At 67.4% G+C, this 24333-nt stretch carries 23 protein-coding genes and 1 riboswitch; of the genes, 11 read left to right on the top strand and 12 right to left on the bottom strand.

The genetic code is table 11. The features are described from left to right. Positions 1–43: 43 nt before the first annotated feature. Complete coding sequence (gene pbpC / locus QMX79_RS12230; RefSeq protein ID WP_282246987.1) at positions 44–2419, top strand: penicillin-binding protein 1C; 2376 nt, start codon at positions 44–46, stop codon at positions 2417–2419. A gap of 3 nt (positions 2420–2422) precedes the next feature. Here pbpC and QMX79_RS12225 read toward each other — a convergent pair whose 3' ends face one another. The 3 genes from QMX79_RS12225 to QMX79_RS12215 all read right to left on the bottom strand — a co-directional run bounded on the left by QMX79_RS12225 (position 2423) and on the right by QMX79_RS12215 (position 4384). After that, the gene (locus QMX79_RS12225; RefSeq protein WP_282246986.1) at positions 2423–3121 is read right to left on the bottom strand and encodes a hypothetical protein; all 699 of its coding nucleotides are present in this window, start codon (positions 3119–3121) and stop codon (positions 2423–2425) included. Between the two features lie 153 nt (positions 3122–3274). Then, complete coding sequence (locus QMX79_RS12220; protein WP_282246985.1) at positions 3275–3871, bottom strand: ferritin-like domain-containing protein; 597 nt, start codon at positions 3869–3871, stop codon at positions 3275–3277. A 30-nt stretch (positions 3872–3901) separates the two neighbouring features. Further along, positions 3902–4384, bottom strand: coding sequence for a peroxiredoxin (locus QMX79_RS12215; protein ID WP_282246984.1), 483 nt, complete (start codon positions 4382–4384; stop codon positions 3902–3904). 221 nt (positions 4385–4605) lie between these two features. Here QMX79_RS12215 and QMX79_RS12210 point away from each other — a divergent pair, with 221 nt between their 5' ends. Next, positions 4606–5505, top strand: coding sequence for a DnaJ C-terminal domain-containing protein (locus tag QMX79_RS12210; protein ID WP_093532859.1), 900 nt, complete (start codon positions 4606–4608; stop codon positions 5503–5505). 111 nt (positions 5506–5616) lie between these two features. On the opposite strand, the gene pilH is transcribed toward QMX79_RS12210, so the two are convergent. Together pilH and QMX79_RS12200 are read right to left on the bottom strand one after the other, a co-directional pair. Beyond that, positions 5617–6000, bottom strand: coding sequence for a twitching motility response regulator PilH (gene pilH, locus QMX79_RS12205; protein WP_282246983.1), 384 nt, complete (start codon positions 5998–6000; stop codon positions 5617–5619). An 89-nt stretch (positions 6001–6089) separates the two neighbouring features. Next, positions 6090–7085 (bottom strand): YhdH/YhfP family quinone oxidoreductase, encoded by a 996-nt coding sequence (locus QMX79_RS12200; protein WP_282246982.1) that lies wholly within the window; start codon positions 7083–7085, stop codon positions 6090–6092. A gap of 168 nt (positions 7086–7253) precedes the next feature. On the opposite strand from QMX79_RS12200, the gene hflK reads away from it, so the two are divergent. The 5 genes from hflK (at position 7254) to QMX79_RS12175 (ending at position 11923) form a co-directional block, all read left to right on the top strand. Then, positions 7254–8396 carry an FtsH protease activity modulator HflK gene (hflK, locus tag QMX79_RS12195; RefSeq protein ID WP_184126817.1) on the top strand — a complete coding sequence of 381 codons (1143 nt, stop codon included), beginning with the start codon at positions 7254–7256 and terminating at the stop codon, positions 8394–8396. Next, complete coding sequence (locus QMX79_RS12190; protein ID WP_068853656.1) at positions 8393–9256, top strand: protease modulator HflC; 864 nt, start codon at positions 8393–8395, stop codon at positions 9254–9256. The genes hflK and QMX79_RS12190 overlap by 4 nt, the downstream gene beginning before the upstream one ends. Positions 9257–9474: 218 nt before the next feature. Continuing rightward, on the top strand, positions 9475–10767 hold the full coding sequence (locus QMX79_RS12185; RefSeq protein ID WP_068853655.1) for an adenylosuccinate synthase: 1293 nt from the start codon (positions 9475–9477) through the stop codon (positions 10765–10767). A 189-nt stretch (positions 10768–10956) separates the two neighbouring features. Next, positions 10957–11556: a transcriptional regulator gene (locus QMX79_RS12180; protein ID WP_282246981.1), complete on the top strand. Its 600-nt coding sequence runs from the start codon at positions 10957–10959 to the stop codon at positions 11554–11556. Beyond that, positions 11519–11923, top strand: a complete 405-nt coding sequence (locus QMX79_RS12175) for a hypothetical protein (RefSeq protein ID WP_282246980.1) — start codon at positions 11519–11521, stop codon at positions 11921–11923. Before QMX79_RS12180 ends, QMX79_RS12175 begins: the two co-directional genes overlap by 38 nt. Positions 11924–11963: 40 nt before the next feature. Here the strand turns inward: QMX79_RS12175 and QMX79_RS12170 are convergent, their stop codons facing one another. The 5 genes from QMX79_RS12170 to QMX79_RS12150 all read right to left on the bottom strand — a co-directional run bounded on the left by QMX79_RS12170 (position 11964) and on the right by QMX79_RS12150 (position 16201). After that, positions 11964–12329 (bottom strand): hypothetical protein, encoded by a 366-nt coding sequence (locus tag QMX79_RS12170; RefSeq protein WP_282246979.1) that lies wholly within the window; start codon positions 12327–12329, stop codon positions 11964–11966. Beyond that, the gene (locus QMX79_RS12165; protein WP_282246978.1) at positions 12326–13156 is read right to left on the bottom strand and encodes a hypothetical protein; all 831 of its coding nucleotides are present in this window, start codon (positions 13154–13156) and stop codon (positions 12326–12328) included. Before QMX79_RS12165 ends, QMX79_RS12170 begins: the two co-directional genes overlap by 4 nt. 11 nt (positions 13157–13167) lie before the next feature. After that, positions 13168–13707 carry a hypothetical protein gene (locus tag QMX79_RS12160; protein WP_282246977.1) on the bottom strand — a complete coding sequence of 180 codons (540 nt, stop codon included), beginning with the start codon at positions 13705–13707 and terminating at the stop codon, positions 13168–13170. A 229-nt stretch (positions 13708–13936) separates the two neighbouring features. Continuing rightward, positions 13937–14104 (bottom strand): hypothetical protein, encoded by a 168-nt coding sequence (locus QMX79_RS12155; protein ID WP_282246976.1) that lies wholly within the window; start codon positions 14102–14104, stop codon positions 13937–13939. A 12-nt stretch (positions 14105–14116) separates the two neighbouring features. Then, complete coding sequence (locus QMX79_RS12150; protein ID WP_282246975.1) at positions 14117–16201, bottom strand: catalase; 2085 nt, start codon at positions 16199–16201, stop codon at positions 14117–14119. Positions 16202–16359: 158 nt separating this feature from the next. Between QMX79_RS12150 and QMX79_RS12145 the strand changes: the two genes are divergently transcribed. Then, positions 16360–17070 carry an AraC family transcriptional regulator gene (locus tag QMX79_RS12145; RefSeq protein WP_282246974.1) on the top strand — a complete coding sequence of 237 codons (711 nt, stop codon included), beginning with the start codon at positions 16360–16362 and terminating at the stop codon, positions 17068–17070. 79 nt (positions 17071–17149) lie between these two features. Then, entirely contained in the window at positions 17150–18556 is a 1407-nt protein-coding gene (locus tag QMX79_RS12140) for an amino acid permease (protein ID WP_282246988.1), read from the top strand. Positions 18557–18630: 74 nt separating this feature from the next. Here QMX79_RS12140 and QMX79_RS12135 read toward each other — a convergent pair whose 3' ends face one another. Both QMX79_RS12135 and gcvP read right to left on the bottom strand, forming a co-directional pair. Beyond that, complete coding sequence (locus QMX79_RS12135) at positions 18631–18984, bottom strand: hypothetical protein (RefSeq protein ID WP_282246973.1); 354 nt, start codon at positions 18982–18984, stop codon at positions 18631–18633. A gap of 166 nt (positions 18985–19150) precedes the next feature. After that, positions 19151–22030: an aminomethyl-transferring glycine dehydrogenase gene (gcvP, locus tag QMX79_RS12130; protein WP_282246972.1), complete on the bottom strand. Its 2880-nt coding sequence runs from the start codon at positions 22028–22030 to the stop codon at positions 19151–19153. 84 nt (positions 22031–22114) lie between these two features. After that, positions 22115–22216, bottom strand: a riboswitch (glycine riboswitch). Positions 22217–22512: 296 nt separating this feature from the next. Here gcvP and QMX79_RS12125 point away from each other — a divergent pair. Beyond that, a complete protein-coding gene (locus QMX79_RS12125) occupies positions 22513–23736 on the top strand; it encodes a multidrug effflux MFS transporter (RefSeq protein WP_282246971.1) in 1224 nt (407 codons plus the stop codon). A 49-nt stretch (positions 23737–23785) separates the two neighbouring features. Further along, complete coding sequence (locus QMX79_RS12120; protein WP_282246970.1) at positions 23786–24172, top strand: hypothetical protein; 387 nt, start codon at positions 23786–23788, stop codon at positions 24170–24172. Positions 24173–24333 lie beyond the last annotated feature (161 nt).

The raw sequence follows: 24333 nt of genomic DNA, 5'->3' as shown, positions 1-24333 counted from the left end.
GGCCCCGGCCGATGCCGGGGCCCGCGATGCCGGTCGTACTGCAATGACGAACCTTCATTACAGACTGCACTGGAACCGCTGGCGCCCTTGGCTGTGGCCAGCGCTGCGCTGGGGCACGGCCGCGCTGCTGGCGGTGCTGCTGGTGCTGGACCTGACGTTCCCGCCGCCGCTGCCCCGCCAGCGTGACACCAGCACACTGGTGGTGGCCGGCGATGGCACGCCGCTGCGTGCGTTTGCCGACGCCGATGGCGTGTGGCGGTATCCGGCTTCGGCCAGCAGCGTGTCGCCGCTGTACCTGCAGGCCCTGCTGAACTACGAAGACCGCTGGTTCTGGCGGCACCCCGGGGTCAACCCGTGGGCATTGCTGCGCGCGGGCAAGCAGTGGGTGCTGGAACGGCGGATCGTGTCCGGCGGCTCCACCCTGACCATGCAGGTGGCGCGCATCCTCGACCCGCACACGCGCACCCCGTGGGGCAAGGCCAAGCAGCTGCTGCGCGCGCTCCAGCTGGAACTGCACCTGGACAAGGCGCAGATCCTGGCCTTGTACCTGGAGCGCGCGCCCTACGGCGGCACCATCGAAGGCGTGGAAGCGGCCAGCTGGGCGTATCTCGGCAAGCCGGCAGCGCAGCTGTCGCATGCCGAAGCCGCCCTGCTGGCGGTGCTGCCGCAGTCGCCCAGCCGGCTGCGCCCGGATCGCCACCCGGAGGCCGCGCAGGTGGCGCGCGACAAGGTGCTCGAGCGCATGGTCGCGTTGGGGGTGTGGACACGCGAGGAAGTGGACGACGCCCGCATCGAAGCGGTGGTAACCCGCGCCCTTCAACCGCCGCTACACGCGGCCCTGCTGGCGCAGCGCCTGCATGCCGCGCAGCCGCGCGCCGCGCGCATCCAGAGCACGCTGGACAGCGGACTGCAGCGCACCCTGGAAGAGCGCGTGGCGTCGTATTTCTCGCAGCTGCCCGAACGTACCTCGGCGGCCCTGCTGGTGGTGGACAACCGCACGCTGGAGGCGCGTGCCTACGTTGGTTCTGTGGCCTTCGGTGACAAGCAGCGGCTCGGCCACGTGGACATGGTCCAGGCCTGGCGTTCGCCGGGCTCCACGCTCAAGCCGTTCCTGTACGGCATGGCCATCGACGACGGCGTGATCCATTCCGAAAGCCTGATGGTGGATGCACCGCAGAGTTTTGCCGGGTACCGCCCGGGCAACTTCGATGCGGCATTCAACGGGCCGGTGAGCGCCGCTACGGCGTTGCGGCTGTCGCTCAACGTCCCGGCGGTGGACCTGCTGGACCGGGTCGGCTCGGCGCGTTTCGCCGCGCGCCTCTCGCATGCGGGCATCACCCTGCGCTTCCCGCACGGCAGCGCGCCCAACCTGTCGCTGATCCTGGGCGGCACCGGCGCGCGGCTGGAGGACCTGGTCGGCACGTTCGCCGCGTTCAACCGCAACGGCATCGCCGGCCGCGTGCGCTACACGCCTGATGACCCGGTGATCGAGCGGCGGCTGATGTCGCCCGGCGCCGCGTGGATCACCCGCGAAGTACTCGAATCCAACCCACGCCCCGGCTATGGCGCTGGCACTTTCGATGTGACCGGGCGCCCGCGCGTGGCCTGGAAAACCGGCACCAGCTATGGGTATCGCGATGCCTGGGCGATTGGCACCACCCGCCACTACACGGTAGGCGTGTGGGTGGGGCGACCGGATGGCACGCCGTTGCCGGGCCAGTACGGCGCGGTGACCGCATTGCCGCTGATGTTCGAAGTGGTCGACAGCCTGCCGCGCCAGCGTGGCGATGCGGCCGCTGCACCGCTGCCAGCCAACGTCACCCAGGCCGAGGTCTGCTGGCCGACCGGCGAGCGCGCCGAGGCCACGCCGCCCGCGCTGTGCCAGCGACGCCTGCAGGCTTTCGTGCTGGATGACGTGGTGCCGCCTACCTTCGCCGAACGCGATGCGCGGCTGTGGCAGGCCGGGCGGCAGGCGTTCAACGTGGATGCCCGCACCGGCCTGCGGCTGTCACCGGACTGTACGTTGCCGCACGAGGCGCAGCGCCGCGAAATCGCACGCTGGCCGGCGCTGGTGTCGCCGTGGTTGCCGTTGGCGCAGCGCCAGGCCGCGCAGTTGCCGGCGTTGTCGCCGGATTGCCGCGATGATGGCCGCAGCAGTGCGGGCAGCCTGCATATCGAGGGCCTGAACGACCGCGCCACGCTGGCGCGCGCGCCCAATGCCGAGCACGGCGTGCGGCTTCAGCTGCGTGCACTGGGCAGCGAGCAGTCCGTGGACTGGTTGCTGGATGACCGCTGGATCGCACGCAGCGAAGGCGCGCGCAGCTTCCAGCGTGATTTCGACGAAGCCGGCGAGCATACCCTCACCGCGCTCGCCGCCGATGGCGCCTGGACCCAGGTGCGGTTCCGGATCCTCCGGTAACCGTCATTCCCGGGGATAGACGGCCAATACCGAACAGCCGGGGCGGGCGAAGCGCGGGGTGTGGGCGCGTTGATCGCCGCCCTCGCCGTCGTTGACCAGGCCATTGTCGGCCATGACGATGCGGTCACCCGGGTTGCCGCAGATCAGCCCGTTCTGGAAGCCGGACTGGAAGTCCACGGCGGTGGCGCCCTCCAGGATGCTGCAGCTGCTGCCCAGCTCCAGGTGGTAGTAACGATGGCCGCCGTTCTTCTTCGGGTTGGTTTCCACCACCACGCCCTTGGGATCTTCGCTCCAGCCGCGTACGTTGCGGGTGGCGAAGCAGAACTCGGGCGAACCCTGGAAGGCCTGGGCCCGGCTGCTGCGCGCTGATCTGGCGGTCACGTTGACCGTCGGCAGGGTCGCCGCGTACTGGCGGCTGCTCTCGCGGGCGGTTTCGGCGAAGCTGCGGTTGTCCATCAGCCCGACCGCCGCCACCGCGCAGGTGCGGCCGTCGACCACCAGGCGCTCACCGGGACTGCCGCAGGCCCAGCCATCGGGTGCGTCCAGCCGGACCTGTTCGGCCTCGTTGACGCCGGGGCAGGCATCGGTGAACTCCAGCCGGTAGGCCTGGCCATTGGCGCCCAGCACCGCGATGGCCGCAGGGCTGGCCTGCTCGACCTGGCGCACACCGCGTGCATCCAGGCAGTGCGGGGAAGGCGGCATGCGCTCGCCTGCCGCGGGGGCAGGCTGCGCGAAGGCCCCGGTAGAGACAAGCAGGGCAAGCACAATCGGGGCGGAACGGCGGGCAATGGTCACGATGCATTCCTTGCAAGGAGGACGTGGGCGACCTTACCACCGCTCCATGGCCGACGCATTTCACTCGCCGATCCAACCCTCCAGCAGGTCGGCGAACTCATCGGCATGCTCTTCCTCCTGGGCCAGGATCTCTTCCAGGATGCGCTTGGTGGTGGTGTCCTTGTCGCCCACGAAGTTGATCATTTCCCGATAGCTGTCGATGGCGATACGTTCGGCGATCAGGTTCTCGCGGACCATGTCGCGAAGATCCTTGCCTTCCTTGTATTCCGCGTGCGAACGCTGGGTCAGCGTGGCGGGGTTGAGGTCGGGCTCGCCGCCCAGCTGCACGATGCGCTCGGCCAGCTTGCCGGCATGCGCCTGTTCCTGCTGGGCATGCTCGAGGAATTCGCCCTTGACCGCGTCGGCCAGCATGCCCTTGGCCATGAAGTAATGGCGGTAGTAGCGCAGCACGCACACGTATTCGGTGGCCAGCGCATCGTTGAGCAGCTTGATCACCGCCTTGCGGTCGGCGCTATAGGTCGGGGTGATGGCGCCGTCATCGATGTTCTTCCGCGCACGTGCACGCAGGGTCGCGGTGTCGCTGATGCCGGGCGGGGTTGGGGCGGCGGGCGTGGAGGCGGGTTTGGGTTGCTTTGCGGCTTTGGCTGGCTTTGACATGGCTGGCCGGGTTCCTTGGTTCTGGGGAGATCAGCTGGGCAGGTGCTCCAGCACGTACTGCGCCGAAGAGACCTCGAACTTGCCGGGCTCTTCGATGAAGGTTTCGCGGACCACGCCGTCTTCCACGTACAGCGCGAAGCGGCGCGAGCGCATGCCCATGCCGGAACTGCTGGCATCCAGTTCCAGCCCGAGCGCGCGGGTGAAATCGCCGTTGCCGTCGGACAGCAGCTGCAACCCGTCGGGCACCTGCTGGCTCTCGCCCCAGGCCTTCATCACGAACGGGTCGTTGACCGCCATGCAGAACACGTCGATGCCGCGGCGGCGGAAATCGGCGAAATGCTCGACATAGCCGGGCAGGTGGCGGGCCGAGCAGGTCGGGGTAAAGGCGCCGGGCACCGCGAACAGCACCGCCTTGCGGCCATCGAACAGGGCATGGGTGTCCAGCGTCTCCATGCCCTCGCGGATGCGCTTGAGGGTGACTTCGGGAATGCGGTCGCCAACGTGGATGGTCATGGGAGCTCCTGGGTCAAGGGCAGGGTAGTGAGGGCCATGGGAGGGCGGCGTCAAAACGTTGAAAGCAGCCTGTTCATTCCCATATGGACCATAGCCGGCGCCCGGGGCGACTGCATTGCGCAGGATCATTCGCCCGATCACGGCGGCGGGGCGGCCAGCCGCTAGAATTGCCGGCACGGCCCCCGCCGGCGCGGGCGGCCGAACTTATTCGAGGTGTATGGATGGAATTCAAGGATTACTACGCCACGCTGGGTGTGGAACCCAGCGCGGGCGATGCCGAAATCAAGACCGCCTACCGCCGGCTGGCGCGCAAGTACCACCCGGACGTGAGCAAGGAAACCGGCGCGGAAGAGAAGTTCAAGGCGGTCAACGAGGCCTACGAGGCGCTGCGTGATCCGCAGAAGCGCGCGGCCTACGACCAGCTCAAGGCCCAGGGCTACCGCCCGGGCGAGGAGTTCCATGCCCCGCCGAACTATGGCGGCGCGCAGGGCTTTGATTTCGAGGAAGTGTTCGGCGGCGGCGCCGGTGGCGGTGGCTTCAGCGACTTCTTCGAGAGCCTGTTCGCCCGCCAGCGCGGCGGCGGTGGGGCTGGCCGGGCCAGTGGCTTCGGCGGCGCCGGAGCCGGCCCGCAGCCGGTCCGCGATACCCGCGCCAAGCTGTCGGTGCCGCTGGAAGCGGCCTACGGCGGCGACAGCCTGCGCATCACCGTCAACGGCAAGCAGCTGGATGTGCGCGTGCCCAAGGGCATCCGCCCGGGCCAGGTGATCCGGCTGACCGGGCAGGGCACCAACGGCGGCAACCTGCTGCTGGAAGTGGAATATGCCGCGCACCCGCAGTTCGAGGTCGACGGCCGCAACATCCTGTACACGCTGGATGTCACCCCGTGGCAGGCCGCACTGGGGACCTCGATCAGCGTGCCCACCCTGGGCGGAGCGGTGGAGCTGAAGGTGCCGGCCGGTTCGGATGCCGGGCGCAAGCTGCGCCTGCGCGGCCGCGGCCTGCCGGGCAACCCCGATGGCGACCAGATCGTGGAAATCGAGATCATCGCCCCGGTGCCGACCGATGAGGCACAGAAGAAGGCCTACAAGGCGCTGGCCAAGGCATTCGGAGAAAAAATCTGATGGCTACAGGGTACCGACCAACGGTCGGTACCTACCGGGGCATTGCGATGTGTACCGACCGGGGACGTCGCGGTAGGTATCGACCGTTGGTCGATACGGCACCGCCGGCGATCAAGCCGCCGGCGATTCCTTGTTGCTGAAGACCCGCTCCAGCACTTCGGACAGCTCGTCTTCGGAGAACGGCTTGGTGATGTAGGCCTTGGCGCCCTGGCGCATGCCCCACATGCGGTCGGTGTCTTGGTCCTTGGTGGTCACCAGGATCACCGGAATGTGCTTGGTGGTGGATTCGCGCGCGAGCGTGCGGGTGGCCTGGAACCCGTTGAGGTTGGGCATCACCACATCCATCAGCACCAGGTCGGGCAGCTCGGCCTTGGCGACTTCGACCCCGGCGGCGCCGTCTTCGGCGGTCAACGTCTCATGCCCAAGCTTCTCGACGATGCGTTTGATACCCAGCTGCTGAACCGGTGAATCGTCGACGATCAGAATGCGTGCCATGTTGTTCCCCAAGTGATGCCCGCAGTGTAGGGCCGCGCCCGTGTCAGCGTGAAGCATCCGCCGCGCCGTCCGTCGCCCAGCTGCAACGCTCAGTCGATCCGCACCACGGTGCGGCCCAGCGCGCCACCGGCCAGCATCCGCTCGAACGCGGCCGGCACTGCCTCCAGGCCGATCTCGGCGGTGCAGATGGTGTCCAGGTGGCGCGGCTTCCAGTCGCCGCCCAGGCGCTCCCAGACCTGCTCGCGCAGCGCACGCGGGGCCGAAGACGACGACACGCCCAGCAGCGACACGCCGCGGATGATGAAAGGCATCACCGTCATGTCCAGCGCCGGGCTGGCGGCCAGGCCCGCGCTCACCACGCTCCCATAGGGCACGGTCTGGGCCAGCAGGCTGGCCAGCATGGGCCCGCCGGCATTGTCCAGGCCGCCCCCGAAGCGGGCCGACTCCATCGGTTTGGTGGTGGCCAGGCTGTCGCGCGGCAGCACCTCGCGCGCGCCCAGCCCCCGCAGGTAACCGGCCTGGTCGGCCTTGCCGCTGATCGCGTGCACCTCGAAACCCGCGCGGCTGAAGATGTCCACCGCCAGCGAACCGACCCCGCCGGTCGCGCCGGTCACCGCCAGCGGGCCGTGCGCCGGGGTGAGCCGGTTGTCGAGCATGCGCAGCAGGGCCAGCGCCGCGGTGAAACCGGCGGTGCCGATAATCATTGCTTCGCGTGCCTCCAATCCGGCCGGGCGTGCGATGACCGCGCTGGATGCCAGCCGGACATACTGGCTGTAACCGCCATCGCGGGTCTCGCTGAGCCCGCAGCCGGTGGCCAGCACCGCATCGCCCTCGCGCCAGGCCGGGTCGGTGGAGGCCACCACCCTGCCGGCCACGTCGATCCCGCCCACCAGCGGAAAGCGGCGCAGGATGCGCCCCTTGCCGGTGCCGGCCAGGGCATCCTTGTAGTTCACCGACGACCATTCGGCGCGTACCACCACCTCGCCCGGGTTGAGCTGGTCCAGGCCGATCGGCTCCAGGCCGCTGTGGTGGCCCTGCGCGTCCTGGTGGATGCGGAAGGCGGTGAACCGGTCGGGGATCGCCATGGGGGTGGCCTGCAGAATGGGGGCTCCACCTTACCGTGATGAATCGCGACCTGCGCCGGGTTGCCCCTTCCAATCCTGTCGGTCAGCCCCATCTAGTAGAATCGGACAGGATTGAACGGTTGACGGTGCGGGACTGGCCCGCAGGCAACCTTTACTGATGGAGCGTGCATGGCCTGGAATACACCCGGCGGCAACAAGGGCGGACAGGGTTCCGACGAGAATCGACGAGGGCCATTTGGCCCGCGCGGTGGCGGCGGTGGTGGTGGTTGGGGCGGGTTGCCCGGACCGCTCAAGGACCTGTTCGATGGCGGCATCCTGCGTTGGGTGGCGGTGGCGGTGGTCCTGCTGCTGCTGTTCTCCAGCTTCCAGCTGATCGGCGAACAGCAACGCGGCGTGGTGCTGCGCTTCGGCCAGTTCTCGCGCATCCTGCAGCCCGGCCCGAACTTCAAGCTGCCGTGGCCGATCGAGTCGGTGACCAAGGTCAACGCGACCCAGATCAAGACCTTCAGCAGCGAAGTGCCGGTGCTGACCCGCGACGAGAACATCGTGCGCGTGTCGCTCAACGTGCAGTACCGCATCGACGATCCGCGCCTGTACCTGTTCGGCTCGGTGTCCGCCGACCAGGTGCTGGAGCAGTCCGCGCAGAGCGCGGTGCGCGAGCAGGTCGGCCGTGCCGACCTCAACGCCGTGCTCAACAACCGTGGCCCGCTGGCCGTGGTCGCCCAGGAACGCCTGCAGGCCGCGCTCAAGGCGTACCGGACCGGCCTGGTCGTGACCGGCCTGACCCTGCCCGATGCCCGTCCGCCGGAAGAGGTCAAGCCGGCCTTCGACGAGGTCAACGGTGCCCAGCAGGTCAAGGAACGCCTGATCAACGAAGCGCAGGCCTACGCGGCCAAGGTCGTGCCCGAAGCCCGTGGCCAGGCCTCGCGCGCCCGCACCACCGCCGAAGGCTTCAAGCAGGCCGTAGTGGCCCGCGCGCAGGGTGATGCCGAGCGCTTCAGCCTGCTGCAGGCCCAGTACAAGGACGCCCCGGAAGTCACCCGCAAGCGCCTGTGGCTGGAAACCGTCGAGAAGGTCCTGGCCGAGAACCGCAAGGTCATCGGTGGCGATGGCCGCCAGCTGATCTACGTGCCCATGCCCGACAACCGCGCCGGCGCTGCCGCCGGCAACAGCGGCACCCCGCTGGTGACCCCGGAAGTGATGATGCCGTCGCTGCCGGCCAGCACCCCGGTCGACGGTGTGCGCAATGCCGAGCGCCCCACCACGCGCCCGACCACCCGACCGACCGGTAGCGAAGGAGCCATCCGATGAAGAGTCCTCTCTGGATTGGCCTGGCCGTCGCCGTCCTGCTGGGCCTGCTGGGCTCGGTGTTCGTGGTCCGCGAGGACCAGACCGCCATGGTGCTGAACCTGGGCAAGGTGGTCCGTGCCGACATCAAGCCCGGCCTGCACTTCAAGCTGCCGCTGGTGGAAACGGTGCGGGTGTTCGACCGTCGCTTCCAGGTGCTGGCCACCGCCCCGGCCCGTTACTTCACCGCCGAGCAGAAGGACGTCAGCGTCGACTTCTTCGCCATTGGCTACATCTCCGACGTGCGCGCCTACTACCGCGCCACCGGCGGCGATGCCAGCGTGGCCGATGCCCGCCTGGCGCCGATCATCACCGACTCGCTGCGCAACCAGATCAACTCGCGTTCGTTGCAGCAGCTGGTGTCCGGCGACCGCAGCGAACTGATTGCCGGTCAGCTGACCGGCATCAACGAGGCGGTCAAGGGGTTGGGCATGCAGATCATCGACCTGCGCATCAAGCAGATCGACCTGCCGACCGACAGCCAGGTGATCAACGACGTGTACGAGCGCATGCGCGCCCAGCGCAAGCAGGAAGCGGCCAAGCTGCGGGCAGAGGGTGAAGAGCAGTCGCTCACCATCCGTGCCCAGGCCGACCGCGAGAGCACCGTGATCGTGGCCGAAGCCGAGCGCGACGCCCAGCGCCTGCGTGGTGCCGGCGACGCCGAAGCGGCCCGGATCTACGGCCAGGCCGGCTCGGCCGACCCGTCGTTCTTCTCGTTCTACCGCAGCCTGGAGGCCTACCGGAACTCCATGACCGACGGCAACGGGGTGATCGTGCTGGACAAGAACGACCCGTTCCTGCAGTACCTGAAGAACGACCGCTGACCGCCGGTTGAATCCGCCACCCTGCGGGGTGGCGGTCGACCCCGGAAACCCGGATAATGCACAAAAGCCGGACGGGCCTCCCCGTTCGGCTTTTTCCGTGTCTGGGCCTGCCTTCGCCGACCGCTCCCCGATTGGAGCCGTCACTCCCGCGCTGGCCAGCCCTGCTACGGTTTACCCGTCCGCGGCCCCGATGGCCGCAACAATTCGAGGAGCCCGTCATGGGTCAGTCTGTCGTAGTGCTTGGTGCCCAGTGGGGCGATGAAGGCAAGGGCAAGATCGTCGATCTGCTTACCGAGGAAATCGGTGCCGTAGTGCGTTTCCAGGGCGGCCACAATGCCGGCCACACCCTTGTCATCAATGGCAAGAAGACCGTGCTGCACCTGATCCCGTCGGGCATCCTGCGTGAAGACGCGCTGTGCCTGATCGGCAACGGCGTGGTGATCTCGCCGGCGGCCCTGCAGAAGGAAATCGCCGAGCTGGAAACCTCCGGCGTGGAAGTGCGTTCGCGCCTGAAGATATCCCCGGCCGCGCCGCTGATCATGCCGTACCACATCGCCCTGGACCAGGCGCGCGAACGCGCCGCCGGCGGCAAGGCGATCGGCACCACCGGCCGTGGCATCGGCCCGGCCTATGAAGACAAGGTGGCGCGTCGCGGCATCCGCATCGCCGATCTGCATTACCCGGCCCAGCTCGAAGAGCTCCTGCGCACCGCGCTGGATTACCACAACTTCGTGCTGACCAATTACCTCAAGACCGACGCGGTCGACTTCCAGAAAACCTACGACGAAGCCCTGGCCTTCGGCGAATACGTCCAGCCGATGAAGTCCGACGTGGCCGGCATCCTGCACGACCTGCGCAAGCAGGGTAAGCGCGTGCTGTTCGAAGGCGCGCAGGGCGCGCTGCTGGACATCGACCACGGCACCTACCCGTACGTCACCAGCTCCAACACCACCGTGGGCGGTGCGCTGGCCGGTGCCGGCGTCGGCGCCGATGCGATCGACTACGTGCTGGGCATCGCCAAGGCGTATGCCACCCGCGTGGGCGGCGGTCCGTTCCCGACCGAGCTGGACGACGAGATCGGCCAGGGCATCCGCGACCGCGGTGCCGAGTACGGCGCCTCCACCGGCCGCCCGCGGCGTTGCGGCTGGATGGACATCGTCGCGCTCAAGCGCGCCGTGGCCATCAACGGCATCAGCGGCCTGTGCATCACCAAGCTGGACGTGCTGGACGGCATGGAAAAGCTGAAGGTCTGCATTGCCTACGAATACCGTGGCAAGCGCACCGAGTACGCGCCGCTGGACGCGCAGGGCTGGGAAGAGTGCACCCCCGTGTACCTGGAATTCCCGGGCTGGAACGAGAACACCCACGGCATCACCGAGTGGGACAAGCTGCCGGCGGCCGCCCGTGCCTACCTGCGTGCCCTGGAAGAGCTGGCCGGCTGCCCGATCAGCATCGTCTCCACCGGCCCGGACCGCGACCACACCATGGTCCTGCAGGACCCGTTCGCCTGATCCAGGCGCCGGGCCAGTCCCGGCACCCTCCGGCGTAGTTTCAGGCCCTGCCTGGCAAACCAGAAGCCCCGCGAAAGCGGGGCTTCTGCGTTTGGCCGGGTTCGCTTGAACATACCCATATTGGGTATTAATATGCCCAATATGGGTAACAAGGCCACCTCCGTCACAGCGCTACCGTCACGCTCCGGCTTGGCCGATGCTCTTTTCACCCAGACCCAGCAACGGATCCTGGGCTTGATCTTTGGCCAATCGAATCGGGACTTTGCCGTCTCGGAACTGATCACAGCCACCGGAGGTGGCTCCGGCGCCGTCCAGCGTGAACTCGCAAAGCTCACCGCTGCAGGTCTGCTGACCATCCGTCGCTCGGGAAATCAGAAGCGCTACCAGGCCAACCCTGACGCGCCCATCTACCACGAGCTCGTCTCGATGATCCGCAAGACCGTCGGATTGGCAGGTCCCCTTATGGACGCGTTGCTTCCCATCGCAGACGACATCCTCGTCGCTTTCGTTTACGGTTCCATCGCCAAGCAGAGCGACACTGCACGAAGCGATATCGATCTGATGATCGTTTCCGACACAGTGGGCTACGCGGATGTCATGCAGCACCTGGAGACATCGCATCAAGCGCTCGGGCGCCCGATCAATCCGACCATCTATTCACGCCATGAATGGAATGCACGCATTCACGAAGAAAATTCCTTCTTGATGCGCGTGCTTGCACAGCCGAAGATCTGGGTGATTGGAGGCGAGCATGAACTCAACGCTGCACAACCTGGCGGGGCCAGGTAAATCACTCAGCATCGAACCGCCAGACGCGCGCGAAATTGACGGGCTGCTCCGTTCCGGCAACGCGCGACTTCTGGACGCGCGCCGCATGGATCTCTCTTTGGAGAGTCGCTTCGACCTGGCCTACAACGCAGCGCACGCGCTATGTCTGGCAGCGTTGCGACGGCACGGTTTTCGCCCCGCAAACCGCTATCTCGTGTTCCAGCTCCTTCCGCACACACTTGGAATGGGAGCTGGGGTTTGGCGCGTTCTCGACAAATGCCATCAGCAGCGGAACATTGCAGAGTACGAGGGTCACCTTGATGTGACCGAACGGTTGGTACTCGATTTGATCCAGGCATGTGACGCGGTGCGATCCGCGTTGGAATGAACAAGGTGCTGGTGCGCGCGCGGCCCGCGATTTCACGAGCTCAGCCCATGTTGGCCAGTCGAGGAAGCAGGAACCAGGCAATCAGCAATGACATGGCGCAGAAGAGACTGAGGAAGTAGTTCACCGCTGCCAGTGCGGCCAGCGCGAAGGGACGGTTGGATACCTGGCTCCGCGACCGCCAGATTCCTGCAGCGGCAAGTACTGATACGGCTGCGGCACCGAACAGCAGCACCGGCGCATGCGGCAGCCACCGCGCATTCAGTACGGCCACCGCGGGAATGCGCGGGCCGTAGCTGGCCAGATGCTCTACCGGAAAGGCCTGGATCATCAGGGCGATGTACCCGCCCGTTACCAACAGCGCAATCAGGCTGCATCCGTACAGGAACAGTCCAAGGATGCGGGTCATCTGGCGGTGCCGGTATCGGCGTCATCCGCCATGCGACGGATGCGGCCGTTCTCGATCTCCCAGATCGCGTCTTCGCCGGTGACCACGACCATCGGCGTGCGCGCCCACAGGCTCCAGTACACGTGCGCCTCGGTGGGCGTGGCGTCGAGCATGTGGGTCACCATCATGGCCGCCATCTTCGCGCCCCGCGTGGACGGCGCGCGGTTGAGCTGGATGCAGCTGCGGGTAAACCCGCGGCTGGCGGTGATCTCGCCACCGACGATGTCCAGGCGGTGGCTGCCACCCAGCGGCACCGCCGTGGGTGATGTGGTGCCCGGCAGCAGGTACACGCTCCAGCGGTCATCGCCGCCGGGCAACACCACGCTGTTGTAGGTCCTGGCGCAGGACGCCACCTGCGCGGTCATCGCCAGGTTGCGGGCAGCGGCGGCGCCGGCCTCGTACGGGCTCAGCGCGGCGGGTACCGGCAGCACTTCCACCGGGCCGTCGATGCTGCCGTCGGGCAGGACCTCAACCCGGTACAGCACGGCCGGCGTCGCATCGATGTAGCTGACCCGATAGCGTCCGTCGTGTTCCTCGGTGATCCAGCCGCGCACGCGCTTGTCCTTGCGGAACGCACGATGCTGGGCAACCAGTGCATCGGTGGCGCGCTCGGCGGCCAGGTCGTGCAGGAAGATCGCCCGGCCCAGCTGCTCGGCACGTGCGAGGGCTGCAGCGGTTTCGCTTTCGCTCAATGGCGAAGCAGTTTCCGGTGCGGGCGCGATGTCTTCAGCATGTACGGCAGGAACCGCGAGCAGCAAGGCCAGCGTCAACGGGAACAGACGGTTCATGGGAGCCCGGATCAATTAATGTCGAAGGACGACTGCAGCGGAAGGCTGACGTTGCGCACGGTGTCGCGCACGGTGATCGCCACGGTCCAGGTGCCATGCGGATCGCCCGCTTCAGCGGTGAACTTCATCCCCACCGAAGACAGATAGACACTGTTGGGATCCGTGTCGAGCTGGGTGACGAAGCAGGGCAGGTCATGCTCGTCGCCGCTCAGGCTGCCGTCGGGCCGGGTGATGCGCAGGTCGCAGCGCACCTGCGCCATGCCGGCGGCATCCAGCTTCGGGTTGGTCAGGAAGGACAGGATGTAGAGCGAGCCGCCTTCCTTGACCTCGGTGGCCAGCTCGAAGCGCGGCACCCCGTTGACCGGGTTCTCCCACTTCTGTTGCCATTCCGGGTCCGCGGTAACCACCATCGACGCCGAGAAGCCTTCGCTGGATTTCGCCGAAGACGTATCGGGCAGGGCGTTGCCCTGACCATCGTGGAGGGCCGTTTGCGCCAGTGCGGACAACGGCATCAGCAGGGCCAACAAGGCCAACGTGCGTGCAGATTTCATGTAGATGGTTCCCCTGTCCGCATCCTGCGGCGATGAGCGAGTATCGCCCATCCACCGCGCAGGCCGTCAAGGTGGTGCCGCGCCGGACGCGCCGGACGGAGATGGCGCGACTACGGGGTGCGCGACTGGCGACACCCCGTGTTTGCGGGTTCTGCAGGGGCCTGCTTCTGCCTGGGTCCATGCGTTAATGGGCGTGGACCCTGTATCGGCGGTTGTTTGGGAACCAACCCTACCTTGGTGTCTTCTTCTTGCCGCCGCCGTCCTGTTTGTTGACGGTGGCCCAGGCGATGCGTTCGGCCGCCTTCTCGCTGCGGCCTTCTGCCTTTTCGCTTTCTTCTATGTGCGCGGCCTGGCGCTTCTGCTTGTCGGTGTAACTCGATTTGTCTCCACGGGGCATGGTGGCGTCTCCTTAAGCGAGCGTGCGGACTTTGGGTTCGCGGGCCCATTGGCGGGTGGCGGCGGCCGCAAGGAAGCCCTTGGCATCTTCGGCTTCAACCACGCCGTTGTCCTTGCCTACGCGCGCGGTCTTGAGCAGCTGCTGGGCGCCTTCGTCGGCGGCGATGGCCTTCAGGTGGGCCCAGGCGTCCGCGGCGAAATCGACCGCTGCCGATTCCTTGGACAGGCGCTTGGCGGCGTCGCTGCTGAGCACGATCGCTACCGCGTCGAACACCACCGAAGGAGTGCCGGCCAGCTGGCCGTCAGCAGCCTGCACCTTGCCGTCGCTGAGTTTGCCGCCACCGATCTTCGGCGCCACCAGCTTCACCGTTGCACCGGCCTTTTCAGCCGCCTTGCGCAGGTTGCCGATCAGTCCCGCATCGGAGCCTTCATCGAACAGGATGCCGATGCAACGGCCCTTGAGCAGATCCTTGGTGCGGCCGATGATGCGGACCTCGGGCGCCGTCGGCATGTCCTTGGCCGGCGTTGCAGTGGGGGCGGGGTCGGGCAGGGCAGCCAGGCCGAGGCCTGCGGCCACGCGCTTGGCCAGCGACTCGTCGACATTACGCAGGTGGCTCACGGTGCGCTCGCGCACGGCGGCGGTTTCCACCTTCGAGAGTTCGAACACCAGCGCAGAGGCCACGTGCGCCTGTTCCGGCGCCTCCAGGCTGCGGAAGAACATGCGCGCCTGGCTGTAGTGGTCGGCGAAGCTCGGCGCACGAACGCGGCCCTTGCGGCCGTCATCGGCCGGGGTGGCATGGCTGGGGAAGCCATCGGCGCTTTGGCGCGGGCTGTCGCCCTGCAGCGAGCTGGGCTCGTAGGCCACGCGGCCTTTGGGAATGCCCATCTGCATGTGGCCGTCGCGCTGGTGGTTGGCGAACGGGCACTTGGGCGCATTGACCGGGATCTGGTGAAAGTTCGGGCCGCCCAGCCGGCTCAGCTGGGTATCCAGATAGGAGAACAGCCGGCCCTGCAGCAGCGGGTCATTGCTGAAATCGATGCCCGGCGGCACGTTGGCCGGGCAGTAGGCCACCTGCTCGGTTTCGGCGAAGAAGTTGTCCGGCCAGCGGTCCAGCACCATCCGCCCGATCACGGTCAGCGGCACCAGGGACTCGGGCACGATCTTGGTCGGGTCCAGGTGGTCGAAGGGGAAGGCGTCGGCTTCTTCTTCGGTGAACAGCTGCACGGCCAGTTCCCACTCGGGGAAGTCGCCGGCGGTGATCGCCTCGAACAGGTCGCGGCGGTGGAAGTCGTTGTCCGCGCTCTGCAGCTTCACGGCTTCGTCCCACACGGTGGACTGCACTCCCAGCTTGGGTCGCCAGTGGAACTTCACGAAGGTCGATTCACCGGCCTCGTTCAACAGCCGGAAGCTGTGGATGCCGAAGCCTTCGATGGTGCGCAGCGAACGCGGGATGGTGCGGTCGCTCATGGCCCACATGATCATGTGGATCGATTCGGGCATCAGCGAGACGAAGTCCCAGAACGTGTCATGCGCGCTGGCGGCCTGCGGGAACCCACGGTCCGGCTCCATCTTCACCGCATGGATCAGGTCGGGGAACTTGATCGCGTCCTGGATGAAGAACACCGGGATGTTGTTGCCGACCAGGTCCCAGTTGCCCTCGCGGGTATAGAACTTCACCGCGAAGCCGCGCACATCGCGCGGGGTGTCGACCGAGCCGGCGCCGCCGGCCACGGTGGAGAAGCGGGTGAATACGGGGGTGCGGACGCCCACTTCGGTGAGCACCCGCGCGCGGGTGAATTCTCCCAGCGAACGGGTCAGCTCGAAGTAGCCATGCGCGGCGCTGCCGCGTGCGTGCACGATGCGCTCGGGAATGCGCTCATGGTCGAAATGGGTGATCTTCTCGCGCAGGATGAAGTCTTCCAGCAAGGTCGGCCCGCGCGGGGTATCGCGCAGCGAGTTCTGGTTGTCGGCGACCGGGATGCCCTGGTTGGTGGTCAGCACCGGGTGGCCGCCGCCTGCCTGCTGGTGTAGTTCGTCGCCTTCGCCACGGCGGTCGGCGGGCGGGGCGGGTTTGGTGCGGGGCTTGCTGGTGGCCATCAGGCGACTCCGGGCTGGCAGGGGGAATGCAACGCCTCACACTGGCGGCCGGGGCGTTAATCGCGGGTCGGAGAACCGGGCCGGGCATGCACCTGCGCTTCACGCGGGCGGCCGGGCAGGTATCCTTGGGGTCGTGTCCTCCCTTCTGCCGCCGCCGCATGCGCGTTGAACCTGCCGACATCGAAGCGCTGTTCGATGCGATCCCCGATGTGCTGTTCTTCATGAAGGACCGCGACGGGCGCTATACGCATATCAACCAGACGATGCTGCGTCGGCTCGGCCTGAAGTCGCGCAAGGAGGTGATCGGGCGCACCGCTGCCGAGATCTACCCCACGGGGCTGGGCGCGGACTACGCCACCCAGGATGCGCAGGTGCTGGCGGGCAAGGTGATCGAGAACCTGATGGAGCTGCACCTGTTCGCCAACCGCGAGCCAGGCTGGTGCCTGACCTGCAAGCGGCCGCTGCTGGTGGATGGGCAGATCCGCGGCCTGATCGGCATCTCGCGCGACCTGGGCCAGAAGGACAGCCTGGGCACGCAATACGAGCAGCTGCGGCTGGCGCTGGCGCACCTGAACGCGCATTACGCCGAGAACGTGCGCATGCAGACCCTGCTGGATATCACCGGGTTCTCGCTTTCCAAGCTGGAGCGCACCTTCCGCCGGGTGTTCCAGATGACCCCGCAGCAGGTGCTGACCCGGCTGCGCATCCAGATGGCGGTGCACCTGCTGCACGGCAGCGACACCATCGCCAGCATCGGCCAGGCGTGCGGGTTCACCGACCAGAGCGCGTTCACCCGCAAGTTCAAGGCCGAGGTCGGCGTGTCGCCGCGGGCCTATCGCGCCCAGATCGCAGAGCGCGCCGAGGCCTGATTGCAGGGGCAGGGGCGTTGCCCCTATCCCGTCCGCCGGCCGGACAAGGTATGGTGTCGCACCTGTTGCCCGCCAATCGATTCCGATGCCCGCATCCCAGACTCCGGCCTCCGCCGCCGCACCCGCCGACACCCGCCTCGGGAGCTCGCTCAAGCCCCGCCAGCTGATCATGATGGGCCTGGGCAGCGCCATCGGCGCCGGCCTGTTCCTGGGCTCCGGGGTGGGCGTGCATGCCGCCGGACCGGCCGTGCTGCTGTCCTATCTGGTGGCCGGTGCGCTGGTGATCATCGTGATGAACGCGCTGGGCGAAATGGCCGCGGCCAAGCCGACCAGTGGCGCGTTCTCGGTGTATGCCGCCGACGCCATGGGCGCCACCGCCGGCGCCACGGTGGGCTGGTTGTGGTGGGTGCAGCTGGTGATCGTTATCGCCGCCGAAGCGGTCGGCGCGGCCGGCCTGCTGGCCACGGTGTGGCCGGTGATCCCGGTGCCGATGGCGGCGCTGGCGTTCATGCTGTTCTTCACCGCGATCAACCTGCTGGGGGTGAAGAACTTCGGTGAATTCGAGTTCTGGTTCGCCATCCTCAAGGTGGCCGCCATCATCGGCTTCATCCTGATCGGCGTGGCGCTGCTGATGGGCTGGCTGCCGGACGTGGTCTCGCCCGGCTTCAGCAACTTCACTGAACACGGCGGTTTCGCGCCCAACGGGCTGGCCGGGATCGGTGCCGCCCTGCTGGTGGTGGTGTTCGCCTTCGGCGGTACCGAAATCGTGGCAGTGGCTGCAGCCGAAACCGAAGACCCCGAGCGCAGCATCGCCCGCGCCATCCGCACCGTGGCCTGGCGCATCCTGGTGTTCTACATCGGCTCGCTGAGCGTGATCATCGCCGTGGTGCCGTGGACCAGCGACGCGCTGAAGTCGCCGTTCGCCGCCGTGCTGCAGGTGGCCAACATTCCGGGCGCGGCCACGGCCATCACCCTGATCGCGGTGATCGCGCTGCTGTCGGCGCTCAACGCCAACCTGTATGGCGCCTCGCGCATGATGTATTCGCTGGCGCGCCGCCGCGAAGCCCCGGCGGTGCTGGGCTGGACCGATCCGCGCCACGTGCCGATCATCGCGGTGCTGGCCAGCGTGCTGTTCGGCTTTGCCGCCACGGTGATGGAGTTGGTGTTCCCGGACAAGGTGCTGCCGGTGCTGCTGAACATCGTCGGCTCCACCTGCCTGCTGGTGTGGACGATTTCGCTGCTGTCGCAGCTGATCCTGCGCCACCGCGCCAACCGCGACGGCACCCGCCTGCCATTCCGCATGGCCGGCTACCCGTACCTGACCGTGCTCGGCCTGTGCGTGCTGGCATTGATCTTCGGCCTGCTGCTCTCCGAAGCCCACACCCGCGTGCAGTTCCTGTCGATGGCTGCGCTCACGGCGGTGATCGCGATTACCAGCGAAGTGGCACGGCGCGTGCGCCGGAATCGCCACCACCACCACGATTGACATCGGGTTGATCTGAACAAATACGGCCCGCGAAAGCGGGCCGTATCGTTTCCAGCACTGCAACCGTCAGCCCGTCACGCGCCGCCGTTCGGGGAGCGCGCATTTCGCAGGATCTGCTCGCGCAGGCTCACCCCGTTGTCGAACTTGACCAGGGTAAGCGTTGGCGGGGCCAGAGAATCCATGTTCGGTTCGCCCGCCGGCGGCATCGTGCGGAAGAGCGAGTGTTCACGGTGCGCTTGAAGCACTTGCGCCATGTCCGCCGGCAGGCCAGCAAGCTCCCCATTGCGAAGGTTGATGGCTGCGTCTGCAACGTGTCGTTGCGCGTCTGCGGCAGCAGGGTGTGCAGGCATTCGCGGCGTCGTGTTGGCGGGGCCTGGAAGGGTGATTGTCTGGTACACCATGGTTATCGATCCGTTGCGAAGGGTCATGCAGTGTGGCGACGTTCTGGCCTTGCTTCTTGCATGAATCCATCGGCAAGTCCGGATGCGCGCAGCCACGCAGGGCGTGGCTCTACGCAATGGTCTGCCGGGATCCGACCCCAAACAAAAACGGCCCGCTTGCGCGGGCCGTTTTCGTTTCACCTGGCGGGAGGAATCAGACCTCCACGCCCTCGTCTTCCTTGTACGCATCCACCGGGATGCAGGCGCACATCACGTTCTTGTCGCCGTACACGTTGTCCACGCGGGCCACCGGCGGCCAGTACTTCTGCTGGCGCAGGCTGGCCAGCGGGAAGGCCGCCAGTTCACGCGGGTAGGCGTGCGACCACTCGCTGGCCGACACTGCGGTGGCGGTGTGCGGGGCGTGCTTGAGCGGATTGTCTTCGCGGTCCAGGCGGCCGTCTTCGATCGCGGCGATTTCCTCGCGGATCTGGATCATCGCGTTGATGAAGCGGTCCAGCTCGTGCAGCGATTCGCTTTCGGTCGGTTCCACCATCAGCGTGCCGGCGACCGGGAAGCTCAGGGTCGGGGCGTGGAAGCCGAAGTCGATCAGGCGCTTGGCCACGTCTTCAGCGGCCACGCCGGAGGTCTTCTCCAGCGGGCGCACGTCCAGGATGCACTCGTGCGCCACCAGCCCGTTGCGGCCGGTGTACAGCGTCTTGAAGTGCGGGGCCAGGCGCTTGGCGATGTAGTTGGCGTTGAGCAGTGCCACCTGGGTGGCCTTGCGCAGGCCTTCGGTGCCCATCAGCGTGATGTACATCCAGCTGATCGGCAGGATCGAGGCGCTGCCGAAGCTGGCCGCGCTGACCATGCCCACCGGGCCGTTGTCGCCCAGCTTGCCCGGCAGGAACGGGGCAAGGTGCGACTTGACCGCACACGGGCCCACGCCCGGGCCGCCGCCGCCGTGCGGAATGCAGAAGGTCTTGTGCAGGTTCAGGTGCGACACGTCCGAGCCCCACTTGCCGGGCTTGGCCACGCCGACCAGGGCGTTCATGTTCGCGCCGTCGGTGTACACCTGGCCGCCGTGCTTGTGGATGATCTCGCAGATCTCGACCACTTCTTCCTCGAACACGCCGTGCGTGGAGGGGTAGGTCATCATGATCGCGGCCAGGCGGTCGCTGTACTTCTCGGCGTTGATGCGGATGTCTTCCACATCGACGTTGCCGTTGCCGTCGGTCTTGGTCACCACCACCTTCATGCCGCACATCTGCGCCGAGGCCGGGTTGGTGCCGTGCGCCGAATCGGGAATCAGGCAGACGTCGCGATGGTCCTCACCGCGCGAGCGGTGGTAGGCGCGGATCGCCAGCAGGCCGGCGTATTCGCCCTGCGCGCCGGAGTTCGGCTGCAGGCTCACCGCGTCATAGCCGGTGCATTCCACCAGCATCGCTTCCAGCCCGTCGATCAGTTCCTTGTAACCCGTAGCCTGGTCGGCCGGGGCCAGCGGGTGGATGTTGGCGAACTCCGGCCAGGTCACCGGGATCATCTCGGCGGTGGCGTTGAGCTTCATGGTGCAGCTGCCCAGCGGGATCATGGTGCGATCCATCGCCAGGTCCTTGTCGGCCAGCGAGCGCAGGTAACGCAGCAGCTCGTGTTCGCTGTGGTGGGTGTTGAACACCGGGTGGGTCAGGAACGCGCTGGTGCGCACCAGGCCGGCCGGCAGGGCATCGGCGGTGGCCGCGTCCAGTGCTTCCACGTCCACGCTGGCACCGAACAGCTGGCCCAGCGCGACGATGTCGGCGCGCGTGGCGGTTTCATCCAGGCTGATGCCGACCGCTTCGCTGTCGATCGCGCGCAGGTTGATGCGGGTAGCGGCGGCCTTGGCGTGGATCGCCTTGGCGTCGATGTCCTTGACGTGCAGGGTGTCGAAGAACTGCTCACCGACATTGACGCCGGCGTTGCGCAGCGCGGCGGCCAGGATCGCGGCCAGGCGGTGGGTGCGGCGGGCGATGCGGGTCAGGCCCTCCGGGCCGTGGTACACGGCATACATCGAGGCCATCACCGCCAGCAGCACCTGGGCGGTGCAGATGTTGGAGGTGGCCTTCTCGCGGCGGATGTGCTGTTCGCGGGTCTGCAGGGTGAGGCGGTAGGCAGCATTGCCGGCCGCATCGACCGACACGCCGATCAGGCGGCCGGGCATCGAGCGCTTGTAGGCATCGCGGCAGGCCATGAAGGCCGCGTGCGGGCCACCGAAGCCGAACGGCACGCCGAAGCGCTGCGAGTTGCCCACCACGATGTCCGCGCCCCATTCGCCGGGGGCGGCGATCAGGGTCAGCGCCAGCAGGTCGGTGGCCACGGCCACCAGGCCGCCGCGCGCGTGCACGGCGTCGGCCAGCGCCTTGTAGTCGCCGATATGGCCGAAGGTATCGGGGTACTGCAGCAGCACGCCGTAGGCTTCGGCTTCCATGGCTTCGGCCGGGGTGCCCACGCGCAGCACGATGCCCATCGGCTCGGCGCGGGTGCGCAGCAGTTCCAGCGTCTGCGGGTGCACGGCGTCGTGCACGAAGAAGGTGTCGGACTTGCTCTTGGCCGAACGCTTGGCCAGGGTCATCGCTTCGGCCGCGGCGGTGGCTTCATCGAGCAGCGAGGCGTTGGCGATTTCCATGCCGGTCAGGTCGGCGCACAGGGTCTGGAAGTTGATCAGCGCTTCCATGCGGCCCTGCGAGATCTCGGCCTGGTACGGGGTGTAGGCGGTGTACCACGCCGGGTTTTCCAGCACGTTGCGCAGGATGACGTTCGGGGTGAGCGTGCCGTAGTAGCCCTGGCCGATGAAGGTGCGGAACACCTGGTTCTTGTCGGCGATGGTGCGGATCTTGGCCAGCGCTTCCACTTCGGTCAGCGAGCTGGGCAGCGCCAGCGCGGCCGGCGACTTGATGCCCGACGGCACGATGGCGTCGGTCAGTGCGTCCAGCGAGGCGTGGCCGACCACGTCGAGCATCTGCGCGATTTCGGCATCGTTGGGGCCGATGTGGCGTTCGACGAACGCGTGGTGGTGTTCAAGCTCGCGCAGGGTAGGGGTGTTCTGGGACATGGCTGGCATCCAAAAGAGTGGGCACGCACGTTCGGAAGCGCGGACGGGGCGTGTCGTGGGCGACAACGATCCACCGGACCCTGCGGTCTTCCTGGGTGCCCCTCTGTCCTTTTGCCTGAGAGTTTAAAAGCGCGCGGCTGCGTGCTTCGTGCCCCTTCGGCGCCGGCACTGGCCGGTCTCTCCAGAGTTTTGGTGCGGGTGGTATCGGGCCTGAGCGATTACGGGCGTTGCGCCTTCGGCAGCGGGCGCTTCACAACAAAGCGCCGCTTCTCCCACCATGTAGCCCGCCGATTATAGCCCAGCGGCCCGCCCGGCAACGCCCGTCCGGCACATGAACAGGGGGCGCCGACCGTGTCGTAACCAGCCCCCGGGCATGGTGCCAGGCAGGCGGACGGCCTATCATGGGCGCATCCTCGTATTCATCAGGCGCCACCGCAGGCTGCGGCCGGCGCCTTCCGTGCGTTCACGCGCGGCCGCTGACGGAAGACCCGATGACACCCGCTCCGCCCTCCAACCGCCGCCTGGCCCTGCTGCTTGCCGGCCTGGCCATGTTCGGCCCGTTTTCGATCGACACCATCTTCCCGGCGTTCCTGCTGCTGGGCGAGCGGATGCAGGTCGACCAGGTGGCGGTGCAGCAGACGGTCAGCGTGTACCTGCTGTTCTACGGCCTGATGAGCCTGGCGCACGGCCCGCTGTCGGACGCGTTCGGCCGCCGCCGGGTGATCCTGGGCGGGCTGGTGCTGTTCATCGCCGCCTCGATCGGCTGCGCGCTGTCGCGCGACCTGACCACGCTGCTGGTGTTCCGCGCGCTGCAGGGCGTGACCGCCGGCGTGGGCGTGATCGTGGGCCGCGCGGTGATCCGCGACCTGTACCACGGCGCCGACGCGCAGCGGCTGATGAGCCAGGTCTCGATGATCTTCGGCATTGCCCCGGCGATCGCGCCGATCATCGGCGGCTGGATCCTGCTCGGCGGTGGCGACTGGCCGCTGATCTTCTGGTTCCTGGTGGCGTTTGCGCTGGTGCTGCTGGCAGCGACCGGCAAGTGGCTGCCGGAAACCCACCCGGTGGAAGCGCGCACGCCGCTGTCCACCGGGGCGCTGCTGCGCAGCTATGTGCAGATGGGTACCAACCCGCGCCTGCTGCGCCTGGCTGCGGCCGGTGCATTCAATTTCTCGGGCATTTTCCTGTACATCGCCTCGGCACCGGTGTTCGTGATGCAGCACCTGCAGCTGGGCGAGGGTGGCTTTGCCTGGCTGTTCATTCCCACCATCGGCGGCATGACCATGGGCTCGTTCCTGTCCGGCCGCATGGCCGGGCGGATGACCGCCGCGCGCCAGGTCGGGATCGGTTTCAGCCTGTGCGCGGTATCGGCGCTGGTCAACCTGGCCTACGTGGCGGCCGTGGGCCAGATCGCGCTGCCGTGGGCGGTGCTGCCCATCTTCATCGGTGGCGTGGGCATGGCGCTGATCTTCCCGATCCTGGCGCTGGCGGTGCTGGACATGTACCCGCACCAGCGCGGGCTGGCCTCGTCGATGCAGATGTTCCTGCAGCTGATGATCAACACCGTGGTGGCCGGGGTGGTGTCGCCGCTGCTCAGCCATACGCCGCTGCACCTGGCGCTGGGCTATGCCGGTTTCTTCGCCATCGGCGCCAGTTTCTGGTTCTGGGAGCGCCGCTGCGAGCGCCGCCGCGAGGCCCTGGCCGGCCTGGCCTGAGCCGGTGCGTTATCCTTTCCCCATCTGTTGAAGTCCGGAAGTCCCGCTGATGTCGACCACCTCCAAGCTGCGCCGTGACCTGCGCAAGCGCCGCGAAACCGAAGCGGCCAACCGTGAAAAGGCCAATGCGTCGCCGGTGGAGCCACATGCCGAACTGCGCGACCAGCAACGCACGCTGCTGGCCGGCGTGGTGCGCCGCGATGGCGAATGGGTGCTGGGCATGGACGGCCGCATCGCCGGCCAGACCCCCAGTGCCGCCCGCGTGCTGGCGCTGATCATGCAGGCCGCCGAGCTGCACGAACGCCAGGGCACCCCGGTGCGCCTGGTGTATTCGGATGCATTGAAAGACGCCGCGCACGCCGAAGCCAAGGCCGACGGCAAGGATTTCGAGCAGTTCAAGGCGGAACTCGCGGCTTCCCTGAAACCCAAGGCGTAGAGCCACGCCCTGCGTGGCTGCGCCATACCGCGCGCGCTCGCAGCAGACGCGGCTGCCGGTGAATCGAGTGCCGGGCCCCCATACCCTTTCCGGCGAATGTCCCCCGGCGTCGGCCAGAGGCCGACACCTCCTCCTTTACTTCGCCTCCAAGGGTATGGGGG

The sequence above is a fragment of the Stenotrophomonas sp. PS02300 genome (assembly GCF_029959395.1).
In the GTDB taxonomy this organism is placed as follows: Bacteria; Pseudomonadota; Gammaproteobacteria; order Xanthomonadales; family Xanthomonadaceae; genus Stenotrophomonas; species Stenotrophomonas maltophilia_AD.
This window is presented reverse-complemented; position numbering and strand designations above follow the sequence as displayed.

What these genes read in the sequence shown, in the direction of transcription:
- pbpC (WP_282246987.1), top strand. Translation starts at nt 44, where the DNA reads ATGACGAACCTTCATTACAGACTGCACTGGAACCGCTGGCGCCCTTGG.
- QMX79_RS12225 (WP_282246986.1), bottom strand. Translation starts at nt 3,121, where the DNA reads ATGCCGCCTTCCCCGCACTGCCTGGATGCACGCGGTGTGCGCCAGGTC.
- QMX79_RS12220 (WP_282246985.1), bottom strand. Translation starts at nt 3,871, where the DNA reads ATGTCAAAGCCAGCCAAAGCCGCAAAGCAACCCAAACCCGCCTCCACG.
- QMX79_RS12215 (WP_282246984.1), bottom strand. Translation starts at nt 4,384, where the DNA reads ATGACCATCCACGTTGGCGACCGCATTCCCGAAGTCACCCTCAAGCGC.
- QMX79_RS12210 (WP_093532859.1), top strand. Translation starts at nt 4,606, where the DNA reads ATGGAATTCAAGGATTACTACGCCACGCTGGGTGTGGAACCCAGCGCG.
- pilH (WP_282246983.1), bottom strand. Translation starts at nt 6,000, where the DNA reads ATGGCACGCATTCTGATCGTCGACGATTCACCGGTTCAGCAGCTGGGT.
- QMX79_RS12200 (WP_282246982.1), bottom strand. Translation starts at nt 7,085, where the DNA reads ATGGCGATCCCCGACCGGTTCACCGCCTTCCGCATCCACCAGGACGCG.
- hflK (WP_184126817.1), top strand. Translation starts at nt 7,254, where the DNA reads ATGGCCTGGAATACACCCGGCGGCAACAAGGGCGGACAGGGTTCCGAC.
- QMX79_RS12190 (WP_068853656.1), top strand. Translation starts at nt 8,393, where the DNA reads ATGAAGAGTCCTCTCTGGATTGGCCTGGCCGTCGCCGTCCTGCTGGGC.
- QMX79_RS12185 (WP_068853655.1), top strand. Translation starts at nt 9,475, where the DNA reads ATGGGTCAGTCTGTCGTAGTGCTTGGTGCCCAGTGGGGCGATGAAGGC.
- QMX79_RS12175 (WP_282246980.1), top strand. Translation starts at nt 11,519, where the DNA reads ATGAACTCAACGCTGCACAACCTGGCGGGGCCAGGTAAATCACTCAGC.
- QMX79_RS12170 (WP_282246979.1), bottom strand. Translation starts at nt 12,329, where the DNA reads ATGACCCGCATCCTTGGACTGTTCCTGTACGGATGCAGCCTGATTGCG.
- QMX79_RS12165 (WP_282246978.1), bottom strand. Translation starts at nt 13,156, where the DNA reads ATGAACCGTCTGTTCCCGTTGACGCTGGCCTTGCTGCTCGCGGTTCCT.
- QMX79_RS12160 (WP_282246977.1), bottom strand. Translation starts at nt 13,707, where the DNA reads ATGAAATCTGCACGCACGTTGGCCTTGTTGGCCCTGCTGATGCCGTTG.
- QMX79_RS12155 (WP_282246976.1), bottom strand. Translation starts at nt 14,104, where the DNA reads ATGCCCCGTGGAGACAAATCGAGTTACACCGACAAGCAGAAGCGCCAG.
- QMX79_RS12150 (WP_282246975.1), bottom strand. Translation starts at nt 16,201, where the DNA reads ATGGCCACCAGCAAGCCCCGCACCAAACCCGCCCCGCCCGCCGACCGC.
- QMX79_RS12145 (WP_282246974.1), top strand. Translation starts at nt 16,360, where the DNA reads ATGCGCGTTGAACCTGCCGACATCGAAGCGCTGTTCGATGCGATCCCC.
- QMX79_RS12135 (WP_282246973.1), bottom strand. Translation starts at nt 18,984, where the DNA reads ATGACCCTTCGCAACGGATCGATAACCATGGTGTACCAGACAATCACC.
- gcvP (WP_282246972.1), bottom strand. Translation starts at nt 22,030, where the DNA reads ATGCCAGCCATGTCCCAGAACACCCCTACCCTGCGCGAGCTTGAACAC.
- QMX79_RS12125 (WP_282246971.1), top strand. Translation starts at nt 22,513, where the DNA reads ATGACACCCGCTCCGCCCTCCAACCGCCGCCTGGCCCTGCTGCTTGCC.
- QMX79_RS12120 (WP_282246970.1), top strand. Translation starts at nt 23,786, where the DNA reads ATGTCGACCACCTCCAAGCTGCGCCGTGACCTGCGCAAGCGCCGCGAA.